The sequence below is a fragment of the Salinispora fenicalii genome (genome assembly GCF_000514815.1).
Taxonomy (GTDB): Bacteria; Actinomycetota; Actinomycetes; order Mycobacteriales; family Micromonosporaceae; genus Micromonospora; species Micromonospora fenicalii.
Genome location: NZ_AZWQ01000010.1, coordinates 292,395 through 308,790, shown reverse-complemented (window position 1 = coordinate 308,790; position 16,396 = coordinate 292,395). Strand labels below are relative to the sequence as shown.

The following is a 16,396-nucleotide window of genomic DNA, read 5'->3' as shown; positions in this document are numbered from 1 at the left end:
GGATGCTCCATTCGGGGGTCGACACCCATCACACGCACGCCCGAAGGGGGGTTCGGGCGGCAAAGGGGTGCAAGCACCGTCCGGCGCTCAAAAGAACAAGAAGAGAAGAAGGGGTCGGCGACCGTGGGCCTCACCAGAGAGGCACACACATACGGCGCCGGGTCCAGATGTAACGACCGGCCGGCCACCACCATTCCCGGGAGCTGACCCGGCTGGCATCCGCCATCGGCGGGACGCCTGCTCGGTCGTACGCAGGGTGTAACGCCCCGACGGCGGCCGGGATTCCGCCGCCACCGTGCCCCCGACCACACCCCAGACCGGCATCAACCTGACGTCAGTGACGTCCATACCCACGCCGGACTCGCAGGTCAGCGGCGCCCACCGGTCCGGGTCTACCCATGTCACGCCGACTCCTCCGGACCGTCCGTGAAACGATCGGGAAACATCACGACGGAGCTGGCCCCTGGAGGGGCCCTCGATTCGGGCGCCCCTCCGGGTGGGCCCGGTTGGCCATCCAGCCTTCGCGCTACTGGGACTGCAAGACAAGCAAGATCGGTCACTCAACGCCGATTCAGCCTTGATTCCAGTGCGAATCGAACATATGTTCCAACGATCACGTCCGCTCGAGGTTCCCGACCTCAGCACCGGCCAGGATGGCTGAGCCAGGAACGCAGCCCAAGGCCTACGATCATGCCCATGGACACGGCGACGATCGAGCGGGCCTCCCTGGTCGCGCTACTTCGCCGGCCTCACGCACGTTGGTCGGAGATCGCTCTCGACATCCAGGAGAACGGCAGCGCCAAGGCAGTCCTCGACCATACGGTCGGCCACTCCGACACGCTCTTCCCGAACAGAGATTCAACCACCGAGCTGATCAGCGCTGCCGCCGCCGAGATCACCGGCTGGCAAGCGGATGGAATCGGCGTCCACGCCTTCTTTGACGACACCTACCCTGCCCAGCTGCTCGGCATCAGGGAGATGCCCCCGCTCCTGTTCAGCCGAGGTGATCTACGGGTTCACGATCAGGCAGTGGCCGTCGTCGGCAGTCGCAAGGCCCATGCGGAAGGGCTGCGGATCGCCCGAGCAATCGCCACTACCCTGGCAGGCCGCGGGGTGACCGTGGTCAGCGGGCTGGCCGCCGGCATCGACACCGCCGCACACTCAGCTGCGCTGGAGGCAGGTGGACGCACGGTCGCGGTCATCGGCACGGGAATCCGCCGGTACTACCCCTCGGCGAACCAGCGTCTCCAGGACCACATTGCCGAGGTCGGACTCGTCATCTCCCAGTTCTGGCCCGACGCCCCACCGAGCAGGCAGAGCTTCCCCATGCGCAACGCCGTCATGAGTGGGTACGCAGTCGCGACGGTCGTTGTCGAGGCGGGTGAGACCAGCGGAGCACGGATCCAGGCCCGACTTGCCCTCCAACATGGCCGTCCCGTCGTGCTCACGAGCCAGGTCATGCGACGCAACTGGGCAAAGACGTTCGCCGAGAACCCGGGCGTCTACGTTGTCCACGGCACCGCGCAGCTGCTGGAGGCCGTCGAAGACATCCTCAGCTACCAGCCCACCGACGCCGGCCTGGAGAACTTCCCTGACCTCGCCCTCCGCTGACCAGCGCTGGACCATCATCAGCCGACACGTCGAGGTCCAGCGCGGCTATCTGCGCAACCCGCTACCGGCATACCCGTGGATCTGCCCGACGTGCCGGGGAACGCGAAACGAGGGCTACTCGCTCTGCTTCCGCTGCCAGAGCCACCTCACCCGGTCCCAGGGCGTCCTCGCCGACCTCGTCCTACCGATCTCCTACTCGCCACGCACCTCACAGCATCACCACAACCTCCGGACCTACAAGGGCACAGCTCCGTCCGAGCAGGCTCAGCGGAGCTTGCTCGCGCTCCTGCTGCTCTTCCTGCGCGACCATCTCCCCTGTGTAACGGTCCGTACCGGTGCCTCCCCAACACACCTGATCACCGTCCCGAGCGCCCGCAGCCGCGCTGGGGCACATCCGCTCGCCAACCTTGTCGGTGACCGGCTCCGGCTGCCTCGGATCACCAGCACGATCAACCCGAGCTACGGCCCGGATGATCACGACTTCCACGCCGACTGGTTCACGACCGTCCTGCCCGCGTCACGCGCACCCGTTCATGCACTGGTCCTCGAGGACACCTGGACGACGGGTGCCCGGACCCAATCTCTGGCGCACGCCCTGAAGGTCGCCGGTGCCACCACCGTGGCCGTCGTCGTCCTCGGCCGCCACGTGGATCCGAACAACGTGCCGGCCAGGCAGTTGCTCAACGCAGTTGCTAGCCCGGTCTTCAATACCACACGGTGCGCAGCTGAAGACTGATCAGGAACACTCGCCATCCCGTCCGCCGCCGACAGCCGACCACGGAGCCGGCAGACGCAGACGGCCCACTGCCTTCCTGGAGCCGGAACGCCCCCGCCGGAGGCACCCTGACGGAGCCAAGGCGGCACCCAGCGCGCCGACGCAGGCCCCAGCTTCCCTGCCTCGCGTTCGGCCATACGCCGTATCGCCACTCCCGGCCCCGTTGCGAACGATTGCGTTGGAGGCGGTGTGAGAACTCTGTCCCGCCGCCTCTTATGCTCGCGGCGTTACCCGGCTGCGCCAGTCTGAGCGGAAGCACGTGCGGACAGGCGTTGACGCTCGGCTGCCACGACCTGCCGGACGAGCTCCGTCTCGGACAAGTCCACAGCCTCCGGACTCGAGTCAGCCATCTCGCTGACCCGGGCGAACTCATCGAAGATCCGCTTCTTCCCCGCCAGCAGTTCGGTGATTCGCTGGTCTACGCCGTCCTCGGACAGCAGCCGGTGTACCTGCACAGACTGCACCTGTCCCATCCGGTGCGCACGGGCGACGGCTTGCGCCTCGGTCGTCGGCTTGAGCTGCGGTTCACAGATGACGACGACGGACGCGGACTGGATGTTGAGCCCGACGCCGCCGGCGACGATCTGGGCCACGAGGACGGCGCCGTGCCGAGCGGACGAGAACTGGTCCACCATCTGCTGGCGTTGGCCGGCTGGTACGGAGCCGGTGAGTGGCCCGAACACCGGCCCGGGCAACAACCGGGCGACCAGGCCGAGGACCTCCCTGAAGTGGGAGAACACGATCACCCGGCGCCCGTTCTCTTCCGCTTCGCGGACGATCTCGATCAGGCGCTGCATCTTGGTGGACTGCGGTCCTTCGAGCATCGCCGCTTGGCGCATCTCCATGAAGTTCCCGTGCTCGACCGCGCCCCGATACCGCGAGCTGTCCGCCCCGGAGAGGGGCAGCCAATCCTCGACCTCGATCAACTCCGGAAGTTCGGTCAGCACGTCCTCCTGATTGCGGCGCAGGTACGCCGGCGCGATCTGCCTGCGGAACGTCCGCGGCGACAGGTCGCTGGCGTCCACGGTGAGGTCCGGGCGTACGTGGGAGGCCAGGTTGCGGAACTCGTCGACCCGGTTCTCCAGCGGCGTGCCGGTGAGCAGGATCGCGCGTTCCGATCTCTCAACAAGCCGCTTGGTTCGGATCGTCCGCTGCGCTTGAGGGTTCTTGATGTAGTGGGCCTCGTCCACGACGACACAGGCGAGGTCGTGGAGTTCCCGCAGCGCGCGTTCCCACCACGCCAGGGTCTCATACGTGGTCACGGCAACCCCGCCATCACGCATCCACGCTCGGGCTGCGCGTTCGCGCTCCGGACCATGGACTCGGCACGCTCGCAGCTTCGACTTGGCGACGACCTCACGGACCCAGTTGGTCACCACCGCGGCCGGACAAACGACGAGGAAGTGTGTCTTGCCTCTGCTGCGCAGGTGCGCGAGGACGGCGATCGCCTCGACGGTTTTGCCGAGTCCCATCTCGTCCCCGATAATGACCTTGCGCTGCACCAAGGCAAAGCGGGCCCCGAAGCTCTGGTAGCCGCGCAGCGACGCCGTCAGGTGTTCGCCGTTGAGCGCTTGGTCGCGGACCGCCTGAACGATCTCTTCGGGGAGATCGCCATGCGACGCGTTCTCGTCTTCGGTGACGAACCCCATCTCGGCGAGCATGGCGAAGTAGTCAGCAGGCCGAGCGAGGAAGTCATCCCACGGATCCGCACCAGCGTTCCTCCGGCGCGATCCGGACGACACGCTCAGCAGTTCGGCTCTCCGCTTGACCATCTGGATGCTCTCGGAGAGTCCAGCTGTCGGGAGTTGCCTGGTCGGGATCACAAGCAGGTGAGTGGTCTCGCTGTCGATCGCGGCTCGCAGCGGTGCGAGTTCCGATGCACGCTCAAGGTCCGCAGCCGCACCTCGGGTCTGCCGACACGAGTCCCATTCGGCGAGGCAACGCAGCAGCTGGGTGGTTTCAGGATGACGGTGATTGATGTCAATACGGACCGGCATCTCGTCGTAGGTCGCCTGCCAAAGGGTCTGCGCTGCGCCGAGCATGCGCCGCACGGAGGTCTCGCCGACGCCCGGTAGCGCTTGGAGGGACCAGCCGCAGTCCAGCACCCCCTGCACCGTGCTGACCCCCGCCTCGGCGAGTGACCCCAGCCGGAGGCGATCCCGGGTAGCGGCCTTCAGCGCATCCACAGACATCTCATTCAGGATCCGTTGGACCTCGGCACGTCTCACCTTCTCACCCGCGTCGTGGGCCGCCGATCTGTACGAGGCTTCGCCTGCGACGACCTTCGCGATGGCGTCCAGCGCTTCCGGCAGCCCGTCGATGACTGGCCGGTCCAGGATCTCTGGTGCCGGGCCCGTCCGCTCGGAGACGAGGTCAAAGCGGAGGGCGGGATCGAGTAGGGTCTGGAACCCGAGACGTCGGGGGTCGACGGGCGCAGTGAAGGCGCCAAACCGTTCAAGTCGACCGGGGCCGTCGCTCCGGAGAAGCAGCGCATGGTGGGCACGTAGTAACTCACCGGCCGCCTCCGCCAGCTGCTTCTTTGCCGACCCGGCGAAGAAACGGCGCATCCCGAGCATCGGCGCGACCTCGGTGACGGCGCGGGGCGCGTCCGCCGTGAGAAGGTGCAGCAGCGTGTGGTCAGCAGCGGTCAGCGCGGGGAGCGTCGCGCGCTCCCAGAGGCGCCTAACAACTCCGGCGTCACTCCTCTGGAGTGTGAGTACACGCCAGGCAGCCTGCCCGGCCTGACCCACTATGACGCTCCGCGCCCGCATGGTCTTTTCGTCGCGGGTGGCTGCCTCTACGACAGCCTGGCGCCAGTCCTGCACGTCCTCGGCGCGGTGGCTCCACTGGCTGAAGTCCGCCGCGAGGCGACGAATCTCTTCACGCTCCGTCTTGTTCATGCTCACCGCTGAGATCGAGGGGTTTAGGGACGGTATCGTAGTGCACCCGTTACACCAACGGGACCTTCGAAGGCCTTGGCCACCGCCGGCATCCCGACCGATCTCGGCCTGCACCTTCACGACCTTCGGCACACGGACAGCACATGGTCGGCGCAGAGCGACGCGACGCTCAAGGAACTGATGGCGCATCGGTCATTCGAGCACCCGAGCGGCGATGCTCTAGGAGCACACAACCTGTGACCGCGATCTCGCCATCGCAGCCGCACTAGACGCCTTGAACGAAGAGGCATCGGGCAAGATCAGCGCGTGGTCTGGCACGGATCTAGCACATAGCGGTCCACGAGAGTGACAATTCAAAAAGCCCTGGTGGGAGATGCTGTCTCCCACCAGGGCTTTTTCTTGGGTGGAGCCGAGGGGACTCGAACCCCTGACCCCCACACTGCCAGTGTGGTGCGCTACCAGCTGCGCCACGGCCCCCTGTGCACTACCCGGTCGCCCGGGCACGGGAGAACTATACACACGCCGACCGGCGCGGTCAGCGCGCGGGGTGCCCTGCCACCGCGCCGGCTCAGTTGAGCGCTACGTCCGCCGGGAAGTGCGCCACCGCCGCCATCATGCCGCCCTGCCGGCGCAACACCATAGGCCACAGGTCGTCCGGACGATCGACGAAGGCGTCGCCGGGCAACGCGTCCAGGACAAACCAGGAGCCCCCTGCGATCTCCTGCTCCAGCTGGCCCGAATCCCACCCGGAGTAGCCGGCGAAGACCCGGATGCCGGCGATGCTCTCTCGCAGCTGCGCCGGGTCCACCGTCAGGTCGAGCGTGCCGACCGCACCGGAGATCTGCTGGAAGCTCTTCATCGGGCGCAGCGGGTGGCGCATCCGAGCGAGGCAGATCGCCGAATCCGGCTGCACCGGACCCCCTTCGAAGACCACGGCCGGGTCGCGGGCCAACTCGCCCCAGTCGCCGAGCACCTCCGCCACCGGAATCTCGGTGGCCCGGTTGAGAACGACGCCCAGCGCCCCGCCCGGCTCGTGGGCGACCAGCAGCACCACGGTCCGGTCGAAGTTCGGATCCTTCAACGTCGGTGCCGCAACCAGCAACCGCCCGGCCATCGACTCCGTCGCCTGCCCGTCGATCGCCCGCCCCTCTTCCTGCATGCCGGACACCCCGTCAGTCCGACTGTGCTCGGACAACCGGGGACACCGGTGCCAGCTGCCCCGTCAACGCCATGCCTGGCACCATAGCCTGCTGCTGGGTCGCTGGCTAAGGTCTGACGCGACAGAGACGAGGGAGGTTCGGTGAGTCCCACGGCAGAACTCGCGGTGATCGGCGGGTCGGGGTTATACGCCCTGCTCGACGGCGCCACCGAGCACGAAATCGACACCCCGTACGGGTCACCGTCCGACGCGGTCACTATCGCGGAGGTCGCGGGCCGCCGGCTGGCCTTCCTGCCCCGGCACGGCCGGGATCACCGGCATCCGCCGCACCAGATCCCCTACCGGGCCAACCTGTGGGCGCTGCGCTCGCTCGGGGTCCGCCAGGTGCTCGCCCCCTGCGCGGTCGGCGGCCTCCGCCCGGAGCTGGGCCCGGGCACGTTCGTCGTGCCCGACCAGCTGATCGACCGCACCAGTGGTCGGGCGCAGACCTACTACGACCGGGGCGCGGTGCACGTCTCCTTCGCCGACCCGTACTGCCCGGTCGGGCGGCGTACGCTGCTCGCCGCTGGCGCCGAGCGGGGTGTGCCGGCGGTGGACGGCGGGACGGTGGTGGTGGTCGAGGGTCCCCGCTTCTCCACCCGCGCCGAGTCGCGCTGGTTCACGGCAATCGGCGGCACGGTGGTCAACATGACCGGCCACCCGGAGGCGGTGCTCGCCCGGGAGCTGGCCCTCTGCTATTCGTCGATTGCGCTCGTCACCGACCACGACGCGGGCGTGCCGGGCGGCGGTTCGGTAACCCAGGAGGAGGTGTTCCGGGTCTTCGGCGAGAACACCGCCCGCCTGCGGGAGCTGCTCTTCACCGCGGTGGCCCAGCTGCCGGCCGATCGGGACTGCGCCTGCGGGTCAGCCCTGGAGGGCATCAAGCTTCCCTTCGCGCTGCCCTGAGCCCGGCGGCCGGGCCATCGCCGGTCAGTCGATGGTGAGTCGCAGCGGCCCGCCGCCGAGCACGTCGAGCACGGTCCGCTCCCCCAGCGGGGCGGCAAGCTGCACCGTCACCGGTGCGAGTAGGAGCTGCTCGGTGCAGACACCGGTGCTACGGGTCACGGCGCCGCCGACGACCACGACGTCATCCTGTTCGTACACCAGCGGGGTGAGGCCGGTGTCGCACGCACCGGTGCCGACCCGTACGGTCAGCGTCGCGTCGTCCACTGCGCGCAGGTCCAGCGCCCCGACCAACTCCTCGGGCAGTGGCGCGGTGGGTGCGGTCGGCTCCGGCGGCGCTCCGACGGCGGTCGGGGCGACCGCGAGCCGGGCCACCGGGGCGGCCAGTTCGTCAATGGTGAACAGCCAGGCCGGGACCGTCGCCTCGCCTCGACTGGTCCGCACCGGCACGCTGTCCAGCTCGACGGCGGTGACGGTGAGCGGAATGCAGGCGGTCTGCGGCGAGGTGCCAACCCCCGTGTCCGGCCCGTCCGCCGGGGCCGGTGGGGTGGCCGGGTTCGTCGGCCGCCCGCCGCAGGCCGGTGGGTCGCCCCGATCAAGTTCCCGATACGCCTCGGCGGCGCTGACCAGCGGCACGGTGAGGGTGCCGGAGGGGAACTGGATGGTGCCGTCTTCGGGCTGGTCCGTCGGCAGCGGAATCTGGTCTCGGTACCAGCCGGCCTGGAAGGCGGTCTGGGTGTCCGGGGTGAAGCCGGGGTCTCCGACGGTCATGGTCGGTTCCTGAAGTGGGATGTACCCGTCGCTCCAGGACGGGCCGGGCTGCCAGGCGGCGGCGATCTGAGTGGCCCGCTCTTCGAACACCGCCTGCCGGCCGGTTGGTGAGGGGGCGCCCGGCGGCTCCGAGCCGGCCGGCGCGCAACCGGCGACCAGCAGCAGGGTCAGGCTCAAGGGGGCGAATACTCGACGCATACTCCTCCGACGTTCGCCACCGCGCACCGGTTCCAGGTCGCTGCGGCCGGCGCCGGGAGCCACGCTCGGCCGGGTAGCTCCCCGGGTGCCGGGGCACTGTCGGCCGGCGCGGCATAGAGATTCGAGGCCAGAAACGCCGGTGCGCCCCGGTCCGGGTGGACCGGGGCGCACAGGTCGGGTGGTGGAGGTGCCGGGAATCGAACCCGGGTCCTTCGCCGCCTTGCCAGGGCTTCTCCGAGCGCAGCTCGCTGTGCCTCTACTCGGCCCCTCCGATCACGCGAGCGAGTCGGTGTGACGGGCCCAGTCGCTGATTAATCTCGCCGCACGGCCCCCGCGACCGGGTCCGATTGGCCAGCCTCCTAGCTGATGCCGGCTAACTGGGTCGAAGGCACTCCCAGGCCGACAGACTTGCTACTCGCCTCAGGCGGCGAGAGCGAAGTCAGCGCGATTCTGCTTGGCGCTTATTGGTTTCCAACGAACGATTTCCGAGACGACGTTGGCTTCCTCGGCTCGCTTCCCCTGCCGCAACGTACGAAGTCGAAACCAGTCACCCCCTCGACGGGCCGCCCCTGTTGGCGGCACCGACAAGCCTAACGCCTGACGCAACGGGTTTCATCCCGCCCCGGCCGGGCGCCAGCTCAGTCCATCCCCTTGCCGCGCCGGCCGGCGGCCCGGGCGATCTCCCGTTGCGCGTCCCGCTTGGCGAGGTCTTGCCGCTTGTCGTACGACTTCTTGCCCTTGGCGACGCCGATCTCGACCTTGGCCCAGCCGTCGGAGAAGTAGACCTGCAGCGGAACGATCGTGAGCCCGCTCTCCCGGGTCTTGCCGATCAGCCGGTCGATCTCGATGCGGTTGAGCAGTAGTTTGCGGGTGCGTCGGGGCTCGTGGTTGGTCCAGGTGCCCTGCACGTACTCCGGGATGTGCATCCCGTGCAAATACAGCTCGCCGTTGCGTTCCTGGGCGAAGGCGTCAACCAGCGACGCCCGCCCCGCCCGCAGCGACTTGACCTCGGTGCCGGTCAACGCCATCCCCGCCTCGTAGGTGTCGAGGATCGAGTAGTCGTGGCGGGCCTTCCGGTTGGAGGCGACTACCTTCCGCCCCTTTTCCCGTGGCATCGGCGCCACCTCCCTTCCTGTCGCTGCGCGTCCCGTGGGCCGAACAGCGGCGATCATCCTACCGGAGCGCAAGGGCCCTCCCGCGCCGAATATTTCCGGTGCGGAAGAGCCTTGGCCCGACGACAGGGTGCGCAGGGCGGTCCCACGGCCGCCCTGCGGACACTAGACCCGCAGGTAGAAGCGGAGCGTGACCCAGGCGGTGATCGCGCTGATCAGGCCTCCGACGGCGGCCATCAGGGGGAAGGCGAGCAGCACTTCGCCCCAGCTGACCGGCGCGAAGAGCCCCTGGAGGGCGCTCAGCGCGCCGTCGAAGAGGAAGATCTTCAGGCCGGCGAGGGCGCCGAGGCCGAGCAGGGATCCGATCAGGCCGGCGACCACGGCCTCCAGGACGAAGGGCGCCTGGATGAACCAGTTCGACGCGCCGACGAGCTTCATGACCGCGACCTCGCGCCGCTTGCTGTAGGCGGCGACCTGAATGGTGTTGGCGACCAGGAGCAGGGCGGCGACAGCCATCGCGACCGCCGCGACGAGGGCGATGTTCTGACCGGCGGAGAAGAGCTTGAAGATCTTGTCGAGTACGCTGGACCTGTCGACCACCTGGTCGACGCCCTCAATCTCGGCGTACTGCTCCCCGATCGCCTGATACTCCTGCGGGTTCACCAGCTTCAGCCGGTACGACTCCGGCAGCACCTCTGGATCGATCGCACTGAGCAGGTCCGGGGAGTCCCGGAACATCTCCTCGAAATCCTCGTGCGCCTCTTCTTTGTTGACGTACGTGACGCTCTCGATCAGCGGGTCGACATCCAGCTTGGCCTGGATCGCTGTCTTCTGTTCCTCGGTAACCTCGGTCTCGAGGAAGATCGAGACCTCGATGTTCTCGAAGTACAGCTCCTTCATCTCGGCGACCTTGACGTAGATCAGGCCGCTCGCGCCGAGCATGGTCAGCGAGACCGCCATCGTAATGATCATTGCGATGGTCATGGTCACGTTGCGCCACAGTCCGACCATGACCTCGGACAGGACGTATTTCAAGCGCATCGAAGATTCCTCCGCGTCTCCGGCAGGTGGTGGTCGTCAGTCGGGCGGGAGCGCCGGCTCACCCGTAGACGCCGCGAGCCTGGTCGCGGACGATCCGGCCGCTCTCGATCTCAATGACCCGGCGACGCATCTGATTCACGATGTTCGAGTCGTGAGTAACCATCACGACGGTCGTACCGGTGCGGTTGATTCGGTCCAGCAAACGCATGATCTCGATGGAGGTGTCCGGGTCGAGGTTTCCGGTCGGCTCGTCCGCGAGCAGGATCAGCGGACGGTTCACGAACGCCCGGGCGACCGCCACCCGCTGCTGCTCACCACCGGAGAGCTCCTGCGGGTAGCGGTGCTCCTTGCCACCAAGCCCGACCAGCTCCAACACCTCCGGCACCACCCGGCGGGCAACCGCCTTGGTCTTGCCGATCACCTCAAGAGCGAACGCCACGTTCTCGTAGGCGGTGCGGTTCGGCAGCAGGCGGAAGTCCTGGAACACGCAGCCGATCGAGCGCCGGAAGGCAGGCCGCTTCCAGGAGCGCATCGACGTAACATCCTTGCCGTTCACGACGATCCGGCCCTTGTTGGGCGCAACCTCGTGTAACAGCATCTTGATGATGGTGGACTTGCCGGAGCCGGATGGGCCGATGAAGAAGACGAACTCGCCCTTCTCGATCGCGACGGACACGTTGTCGAGCGAAGGCCGGGACGCCTTCGGGTACGTCTTCGTCACTTGCTCAAGCTGAATCACGGGTCGTGAGTCTACGCGGTGTAACCGATGTGCCAAATCTCGCGCCCCTCAATTTCGGGACACGTCATCGATCTGCCGGCACTCACAATATTCGATAACGCGCTGCGCCCATGATCGGTCACGCATTGTCATCAGCAAGCTGCTGCTGCTTTCGCCACCGGATACCGGCCTCGATGAAGGCATCCAACTCGCCATCGAAGACCGCGGAGGGAGTACCGGTCTCCTGCTCCGTTCGAAGGTCCTTCACCATCTGGTACGGGTGCAGGACGTACGACCGCATCTGGTCACCCCAGGAGCCGGCGGCGTCGGTCTTCAGGCCCTGGAGTTTGGCCTGCTCCTCCTGGCGCTTGCGCTCCAGCAGGCGGGCCTGAAGGACGCGCAGCGCGGACGCCTTGTTCTGCAGCTGTGACTTCTCGTTCTGACAGGTAACCACGATGCCGGTCGGGATGTGGGTGATCCGAACCGCCGAGTCAGTCGTGTTCACGCTCTGCCCACCGGGGCCGGAGGACCGGTAGACGTCAAAGCGCATCTCGTTCTCGGGAATGTCGATGTGATCGGTCTGCTCCACCACCGGAAGCACCTCGACCCCAGCGAAGCTGGTCTGCCGTCGACCCTGGTTGTCGAAGGGGCTGATCCGGACCAGCCGGTGGGTGCCCGACTCGACGCTGAGCGTGCCGTACGCATACGGCACCTTGACCGTGAAGGTAGCCGACTTGAGTCCGGCCTCCTCGGCGTACGAGGTCTCGTAGACCTCGGTGGGGTAGCCGTGCCGCTCGGCCCAGCGCAGGTACATCCGCAGCAGCATCTCGGCGAAGTCCGCCGCGTCCACGCCGCCGGCACCGGCTCGGATCGCCACCAGCGCCTCCCGGGAGTCGTACTCGCCGGAGAGCAGCGTGCGTACCTCCATCTCGTCGATGGCCTTGGTCAGTCCGGCGACCTCTGTCTCGACCTCGGTGAGGGCACCCGGGTCGGACTCCGCCTCGGCCAGCTCCAGCAGCACCTTGGCATCGTCGAGGCGAGAACGAAGCTCGGCGAGCTTGTTGATCTCCCCATTCACGTACGACAGCTGCGAGGTGACCTGTTGCGCCCGGGCCTGGTCGTCCCAGAGGTCGGGGGCGGAGGCGGCCTCCTCCAGACGGGCCTTGTCCGCCCGAAGCCGGTCGATGTCGAGCACCGACTCGATGTTACGAAGAGTGGCGTCGAGGTCCTTGAGCTGTTCGGCGTAGTCGGCATCGGTCACGACAGACAAGACTACTGCGCGGGCGAGGAGTGAGCTTGCGAGCCCCGCAGGCCGCGCCCAACAAACCCAGCGCGGGCGAGGAGTGAGCTTTGCGGAGCAGAAGCGAGCCCGCGAAGCAGGCGCGAGCTTGCGAGCCCCGCAGGCCACGCCCAACAAACCCAGCGCGGGCGAGAAGCCGACCGGCGGGGGCCAGCTGCCGGGTCAGCTGACCGGGGCGGACTTGAGCCAGGACAGGGCGGCCTTGTGGTATGCGACGGCGAACTCCAGGGCGCTGGCGTCGTACGTCTCGCCTTCCTTCTTCGCGTTCTTCACCTGCTCCCGAACCCGGGCGAGGGCCTCCGTGTGGTACTCATTCGCCGCCGTCTGAAGGTTCTTGAGCTGGCTGGCCGAATGCAGGTTTCCAAAGGCGAACCGCAGCGCGATCGGGTTTCGAATAGTGTCCCGACCGGGCTCCTCCGTCAGCCATCTGGAGAAGGTCCGTTTACCCGCCGCGGTGATCGCATACGGCTGGCTCATCCGCGGCCCCGGTTTACCGAGCCGCACCAGCCCCTTTTCGGCCAGCACGGGTAGCTCGCGGTAGACCTGGCTGCGGGTCATTGACCAGTACGGCGCCAACCGGCGCTCGGCGGCGGCCATCAGTTGACCACCTGTCATCGGGCCCTCGTGAAGCAGCCCGAGCAGGGCCGCCGCCGTGGGGTTGACTCCGGAATCCGCCATGCCTCTCACGCTGCCACTTTGCGGTCGCGGCGTCCAGGATTTCACGTTTTCGCCACCCATCAGGGCTTCCTAAGTGCACTGTCCACCGATATGGAGTGGATGAAAGGACCCCTCCCCTACGCCGGGCGGTCGACGTAGCGAAGGGGTCCTTCTGGTTAGCGCATGTGGGGATAGGTGTGGTCAGTCGGCGGAACGAAGGTTTCTTTGATCGTGCGGGGTGACATCCATCGGACCAGGTTCTGCCAGGAGCCGGCCTTGTCGTTTGTGCCACTGGCGCGGGCACCGCCGAACGGCTGCTGCCCCACCACCGCACCGGTGGGCTTGTCGTTGATGTAGAAGTTGCCGGCCGCGTACCGCATCCGCTCGGCGACCCGGTCGACCACCCGTCGGTCGGTTGCGAAAATGGCGCCGGTCAACGCGTACGGCGCGATCGATTCGGCCTGGGTGACCACCTCGTCGAAGCGGGCGTCGTCAAAGACGTGTACGCCGAGGATCGGCCCGAAGTACTCGGTGGTGAAGGTCTCGTGCGCGGCGTCGGTGCATTCGAAGAGTGTCGGCCGAACGAAGTAGCCGACCGAGTCGTCGGCGGTGCCACCGGCGACGACCTGGCAACGGTCATCCCCTGAGATCAACTCCAGGGCGGCGGTGTGCCGCGAGTACGCCTTGGCGTCGATGACGGCGCCCCCGAAGTTACTGAAGTCGGTGACGTCGCCATAGGTGAGCGCCTCCGCGGTGGCGGCGAGCCGGTCCCGCAGCCCACCCGCCCACAGCGACCGCGGGATGTACGCGCGGGAGGCCGCGGAGCACTTCTGACCCTGGAACTCGTACGCGCCCCGGATCAGGGCGGTGTGCAGCGCGTCCACATCAGCGCTGGGGTGGGCGACCACGAAGTCCTTGCCACCGGTCTCGCCGACCAGCCGCGGGTAGCTCCGGTAGTGGGCGATCTTCTCGCCGACGGTTCGCCAGAGCTGCTGGAAGACCTTGGTGGAGCCGGTGAAGTGAATGCCGGCCAGGTCGGGGTCGGCCAGCACCACGTCAGACACCTCCTCGCCCCGGCCAGTGACCATGTTGATCACGCCGGGGGGCAGGCCCGCCGCCTCGAAGAGCCGCATCGTGAAGTGCGCGGCGAACTGCTGGGTGGGCGCCGGCTTCCAGACCACCGTGTTTCCGAGCAGGGCCGGCGCCGAGGGCAGGTTGCCGGCGATCGCGGTGAAGTTGAACGGGGTGATCGCGTAGACGAAGCCCTCAAGCGGACGGTGGTCGAACCGGTTCCAGGTGCCCGACGAGGAGAGGGGCTGCTCGGCAAGGAGCCGGCGAGCGAAGTGGACATTGAACCGAAGGAAGTCGATGAACTCACAGGCCGAGTCGATCTCCGCCTGGAGTGCGGTCTTCGACTGGCCGAGCATCGTGGCGGCGTTCAGCGTGTCCCGCCAAGGCCCGGCGAGCAGGTCAGCAGCGCGCAGGAAGATCGCTGCCCGCTCCGCGAACGGCAACGCCCGCCACCCGGGCGCCGCGTCCTTGGCGGCCTGCACCGCGGCCCGAGCGTCATCGTGGGTGGCGTGGGCGGTGACGCCCAGCACGTGCGCGTGTCGGTGGGGCTGCACCACGTCGATCGAGGCGCCGCCGGCCATCCGTTGCTCGCCCGCGATGGTCATCGGCAGGTCGATCCGGTCGCCGGCCAACTCGACCAGCCGCCGTTGCAGCCGGTCCCGGTCGGTGTCCCCCGGCTCGTAGGGGCGTACCGGCTCGTTGTAGGGCTCGGGAACGGAGAAGACGGCGTCCATCAAAAGGCTCCTGGGGCGTTCGTGGCAGCGGGGGTAGCGGGCCCGCGGAGCGTCGGCCGGGTGGCCGGACGCCAAGCACCGAGGCCGTAGGGGCCGGTCACGGCGGCGGGACCTCGACTGATCCTCCCACGTTTGGGCCCTCTTCCCCACCACCCCCAACTCCCCCGGGCCGGCCGACGCGGCTCCCGGGCGGACAGCGACCGACGCGTACCCTGGTGGGCCGGTGAACCACCGGCCGCGCCGCAGGCCGGGTGCCGGTCGAAGGGACGACAATGACGAAGCAGCCCGGCGACTCCGCCGCCGCCACGGAGCCGACGCAGGCGAGCCCGGACGCGGACGAGACAAGCTCGGAACACGCGGACGAGACAAGCTCGGAGCACCGGGACACAGCGAGTTCGGAGCACCGGGACGCAGCGAGCCCGCTCGCGGCCGGCACGCCGTCGGCGCCCGCGAGGGCCGGCATACTCGCGCCCGGCGCGCCGGTGCTCGGCCTGTTGGCACTCGGCTGGCTGGCCGCCATGCTCTGGTCCACCCACTCGGTGATCGACTCGGCGGCGGCCGGAGTCACCGCGATCAGCCTCTCCGCCTTCGCCCTACCCGGGGTAATCTCCGCCGCGCTCATCGCTGGCACCGCCTTCGCGCTGTTCGGGGCGGACCTGCTCGCCCAGCAAGGTCGGGACCGGAGCACCCTGCGCTTTGTCGCGGCGATCGCCAGCGGACTGCTGATCGGGCTCGCCGCCGCCTTCGCCATCAACCTGACCTTCGCGGACACGGCCACGACCAACGTGATCGCCGGCACCACCGCCGCCGCCGCCATCATCGGCGGGGGGATCGCCGCGACGCGGAGGGCCCCGGTGATCGGCGCGGTGGTGGCCGCTGGCCTCGGCACGCTCGTCTTTGTCGTGGCGTTCAGCTGGGCGCGGGACCCACTCTTTGACCTCTTCGGCGCGGGCGAAACCCAGGAGTCGCTGCTCAGCGCCGCGAAGTGGGTCTCCCGTACCGAGTCCCTGCTCGCCGGTCTGGTGGCGGGGCTGTTGGCCTTCGGCTACCTGACCTGGTCCCGGCGCCGGGCAGCGCGCCGCAGCGATCCGCCCACCCTGCGCTGGCCGGCCTACCTGATCGCCGGGGCCGGCCCCGGGCTGCTGCTACTCGTCGCCGAGGTGATCCTGCGTATCGGTGGGCGGAGGCTGCTCGACCTGGCGAGCGCGCTCAGCGAGGCCGACGCCGTGGCGCAGACCTCCCTCGGCACCTCACGGGTGGACAACGGGATCTGGGTGCTCTTCGTCGGCGCGCTGACCGCGATGATCGCCTTCGGCCGTACCCTCGGACCGGCCCCGCTGGACGAGGACGAACCGGACGGGGAGTGACCGCGCCGGCCGGAGGGCGTTCGGAGCCAGCCGGAACAGA

General features: G+C 68.2%; 13 protein-coding genes, 1 tRNA gene and 1 other RNA gene. 4 read left to right on the top strand and 11 right to left on the bottom strand.

Translation table 11 applies throughout. The features are described 5' to 3' along the window. Positions 1-696: 696 nt before the first annotated feature. Positions 697-1,611, top strand: a complete 915-nt coding sequence (locus B116_RS0104505) for a DNA-processing protein DprA (protein WP_027659327.1) — start codon at positions 697-699, stop codon at positions 1,609-1,611. Positions 1,612-1,885: 274 nt separating this feature from the next. Beyond that, positions 1,886-2,347 (top strand): hypothetical protein, encoded by a 462-nt coding sequence (locus B116_RS24675; protein ID WP_027659326.1) that lies wholly within the window; start codon positions 1,886-1,888, stop codon positions 2,345-2,347. Between the two features lie 266 nt (positions 2,348-2,613). Here the strand turns inward: B116_RS24675 and B116_RS0104495 are convergent, their stop codons facing one another. From B116_RS0104495 to B116_RS0104480, 3 genes are all read right to left on the bottom strand, one after another. Beyond that, positions 2,614-5,286 carry a DEAD/DEAH box helicase gene (locus B116_RS0104495; protein ID WP_027659325.1) on the bottom strand — a complete coding sequence of 891 codons (2,673 nt, stop codon included), beginning with the start codon at positions 5,284-5,286 and terminating at the stop codon, positions 2,614-2,616. A 404-nt stretch (positions 5,287-5,690) separates the two neighbouring features. After that, positions 5,691-5,763, bottom strand: a tRNA-Ala gene (locus B116_RS0104485). Positions 5,764-5,854: 91 nt separating this feature from the next. Continuing rightward, the gene (locus tag B116_RS0104480) at positions 5,855-6,445 is read right to left on the bottom strand and encodes a YqgE/AlgH family protein (RefSeq protein ID WP_026321490.1); all 591 of its coding nucleotides are present in this window, start codon (positions 6,443-6,445) and stop codon (positions 5,855-5,857) included. A 141-nt stretch (positions 6,446-6,586) separates the two neighbouring features. Between B116_RS0104480 and B116_RS0104475 the strand changes: the two genes are divergently transcribed. Beyond that, positions 6,587-7,390 (top strand): S-methyl-5'-thioadenosine phosphorylase, encoded by an 804-nt coding sequence (locus B116_RS0104475; protein ID WP_026321491.1) that lies wholly within the window; start codon positions 6,587-6,589, stop codon positions 7,388-7,390. Positions 7,391-7,414: 24 nt separating this feature from the next. Here B116_RS0104475 and B116_RS0104470 read toward each other — a convergent pair whose 3' ends face one another. From B116_RS0104470 to pruA, 8 genes are all read right to left on the bottom strand, one after another. Next, a complete protein-coding gene (locus B116_RS0104470; protein ID WP_026321492.1) occupies positions 7,415-8,356 on the bottom strand; it encodes a hypothetical protein in 942 nt (313 codons plus the stop codon). A 179-nt stretch (positions 8,357-8,535) separates the two neighbouring features. Further along, positions 8,536-8,911, bottom strand: a transfer-messenger RNA (tmRNA) gene (gene ssrA, locus B116_RS26215). 83 nt (positions 8,912-8,994) lie between these two features. After that, a complete protein-coding gene (gene smpB, locus B116_RS0104465; protein WP_018721070.1) occupies positions 8,995-9,471 on the bottom strand; it encodes an SsrA-binding protein SmpB in 477 nt (158 codons plus the stop codon). A gap of 162 nt (positions 9,472-9,633) precedes the next feature. After that, positions 9,634-10,509, bottom strand: coding sequence for a permease-like cell division protein FtsX (ftsX, locus tag B116_RS0104460; protein ID WP_018721071.1), 876 nt, complete (start codon positions 10,507-10,509; stop codon positions 9,634-9,636). 58 nt (positions 10,510-10,567) lie between these two features. Next, positions 10,568-11,248 (bottom strand): cell division ATP-binding protein FtsE, encoded by a 681-nt coding sequence (gene ftsE, locus B116_RS0104455; protein WP_018721072.1) that lies wholly within the window; start codon positions 11,246-11,248, stop codon positions 10,568-10,570. 118 nt (positions 11,249-11,366) lie between these two features. Further along, entirely contained in the window at positions 11,367-12,488 is a 1,122-nt protein-coding gene (gene prfB / locus B116_RS0104450) for a peptide chain release factor 2 (RefSeq protein ID WP_018721073.1), read from the bottom strand. Between the two features lie 201 nt (positions 12,489-12,689). After that, complete coding sequence (locus B116_RS0104445) at positions 12,690-13,205, bottom strand: PadR family transcriptional regulator (protein WP_018721074.1); 516 nt, start codon at positions 13,203-13,205, stop codon at positions 12,690-12,692. Between the two features lie 155 nt (positions 13,206-13,360). Continuing rightward, on the bottom strand, positions 13,361-14,989 hold the full coding sequence (gene pruA, locus B116_RS0104440; RefSeq protein WP_018721075.1) for an L-glutamate gamma-semialdehyde dehydrogenase: 1,629 nt from the start codon (positions 14,987-14,989) through the stop codon (positions 13,361-13,363). A gap of 272 nt (positions 14,990-15,261) precedes the next feature. On the opposite strand from pruA, the gene B116_RS0104435 reads away from it, so the two are divergent. Continuing rightward, the gene (locus B116_RS0104435) at positions 15,262-16,356 is read left to right on the top strand and encodes a hypothetical protein (protein ID WP_027659324.1); all 1,095 of its coding nucleotides are present in this window, start codon (positions 15,262-15,264) and stop codon (positions 16,354-16,356) included. The last annotated feature ends 40 nt before the right edge of the window (positions 16,357-16,396 follow it).

Coding starts and splice junctions, on each gene's coding strand:
- ftsX (WP_018721071.1), bottom strand. CDS start 10,509: ATGCGCTTGAAATACGTCCTGTCCGAGGTCATGGTCGGACTGTGGCGC.
- B116_RS0104470 (WP_026321492.1), bottom strand. CDS start 8,356: ATGCGTCGAGTATTCGCCCCCTTGAGCCTGACCCTGCTGCTGGTCGCC.
- B116_RS0104445 (WP_018721074.1), bottom strand. CDS start 13,205: ATGGCGGATTCCGGAGTCAACCCCACGGCGGCGGCCCTGCTCGGGCTG.
- B116_RS0104435 (WP_027659324.1), top strand. CDS start 15,262: ATGACGAAGCAGCCCGGCGACTCCGCCGCCGCCACGGAGCCGACGCAG.
- smpB (WP_018721070.1), bottom strand. CDS start 9,471: ATGCCACGGGAAAAGGGGCGGAAGGTAGTCGCCTCCAACCGGAAGGCC.
- B116_RS0104505 (WP_027659327.1), top strand. CDS start 697: ATGGACACGGCGACGATCGAGCGGGCCTCCCTGGTCGCGCTACTTCGC.
- B116_RS0104495 (WP_027659325.1), bottom strand. CDS start 5,286: ATGAACAAGACGGAGCGTGAAGAGATTCGTCGCCTCGCGGCGGACTTC.
- pruA (WP_018721075.1), bottom strand. CDS start 14,989: ATGGACGCCGTCTTCTCCGTTCCCGAGCCCTACAACGAGCCGGTACGC.
- B116_RS0104480 (WP_026321490.1), bottom strand. CDS start 6,445: ATGCAGGAAGAGGGGCGGGCGATCGACGGGCAGGCGACGGAGTCGATG.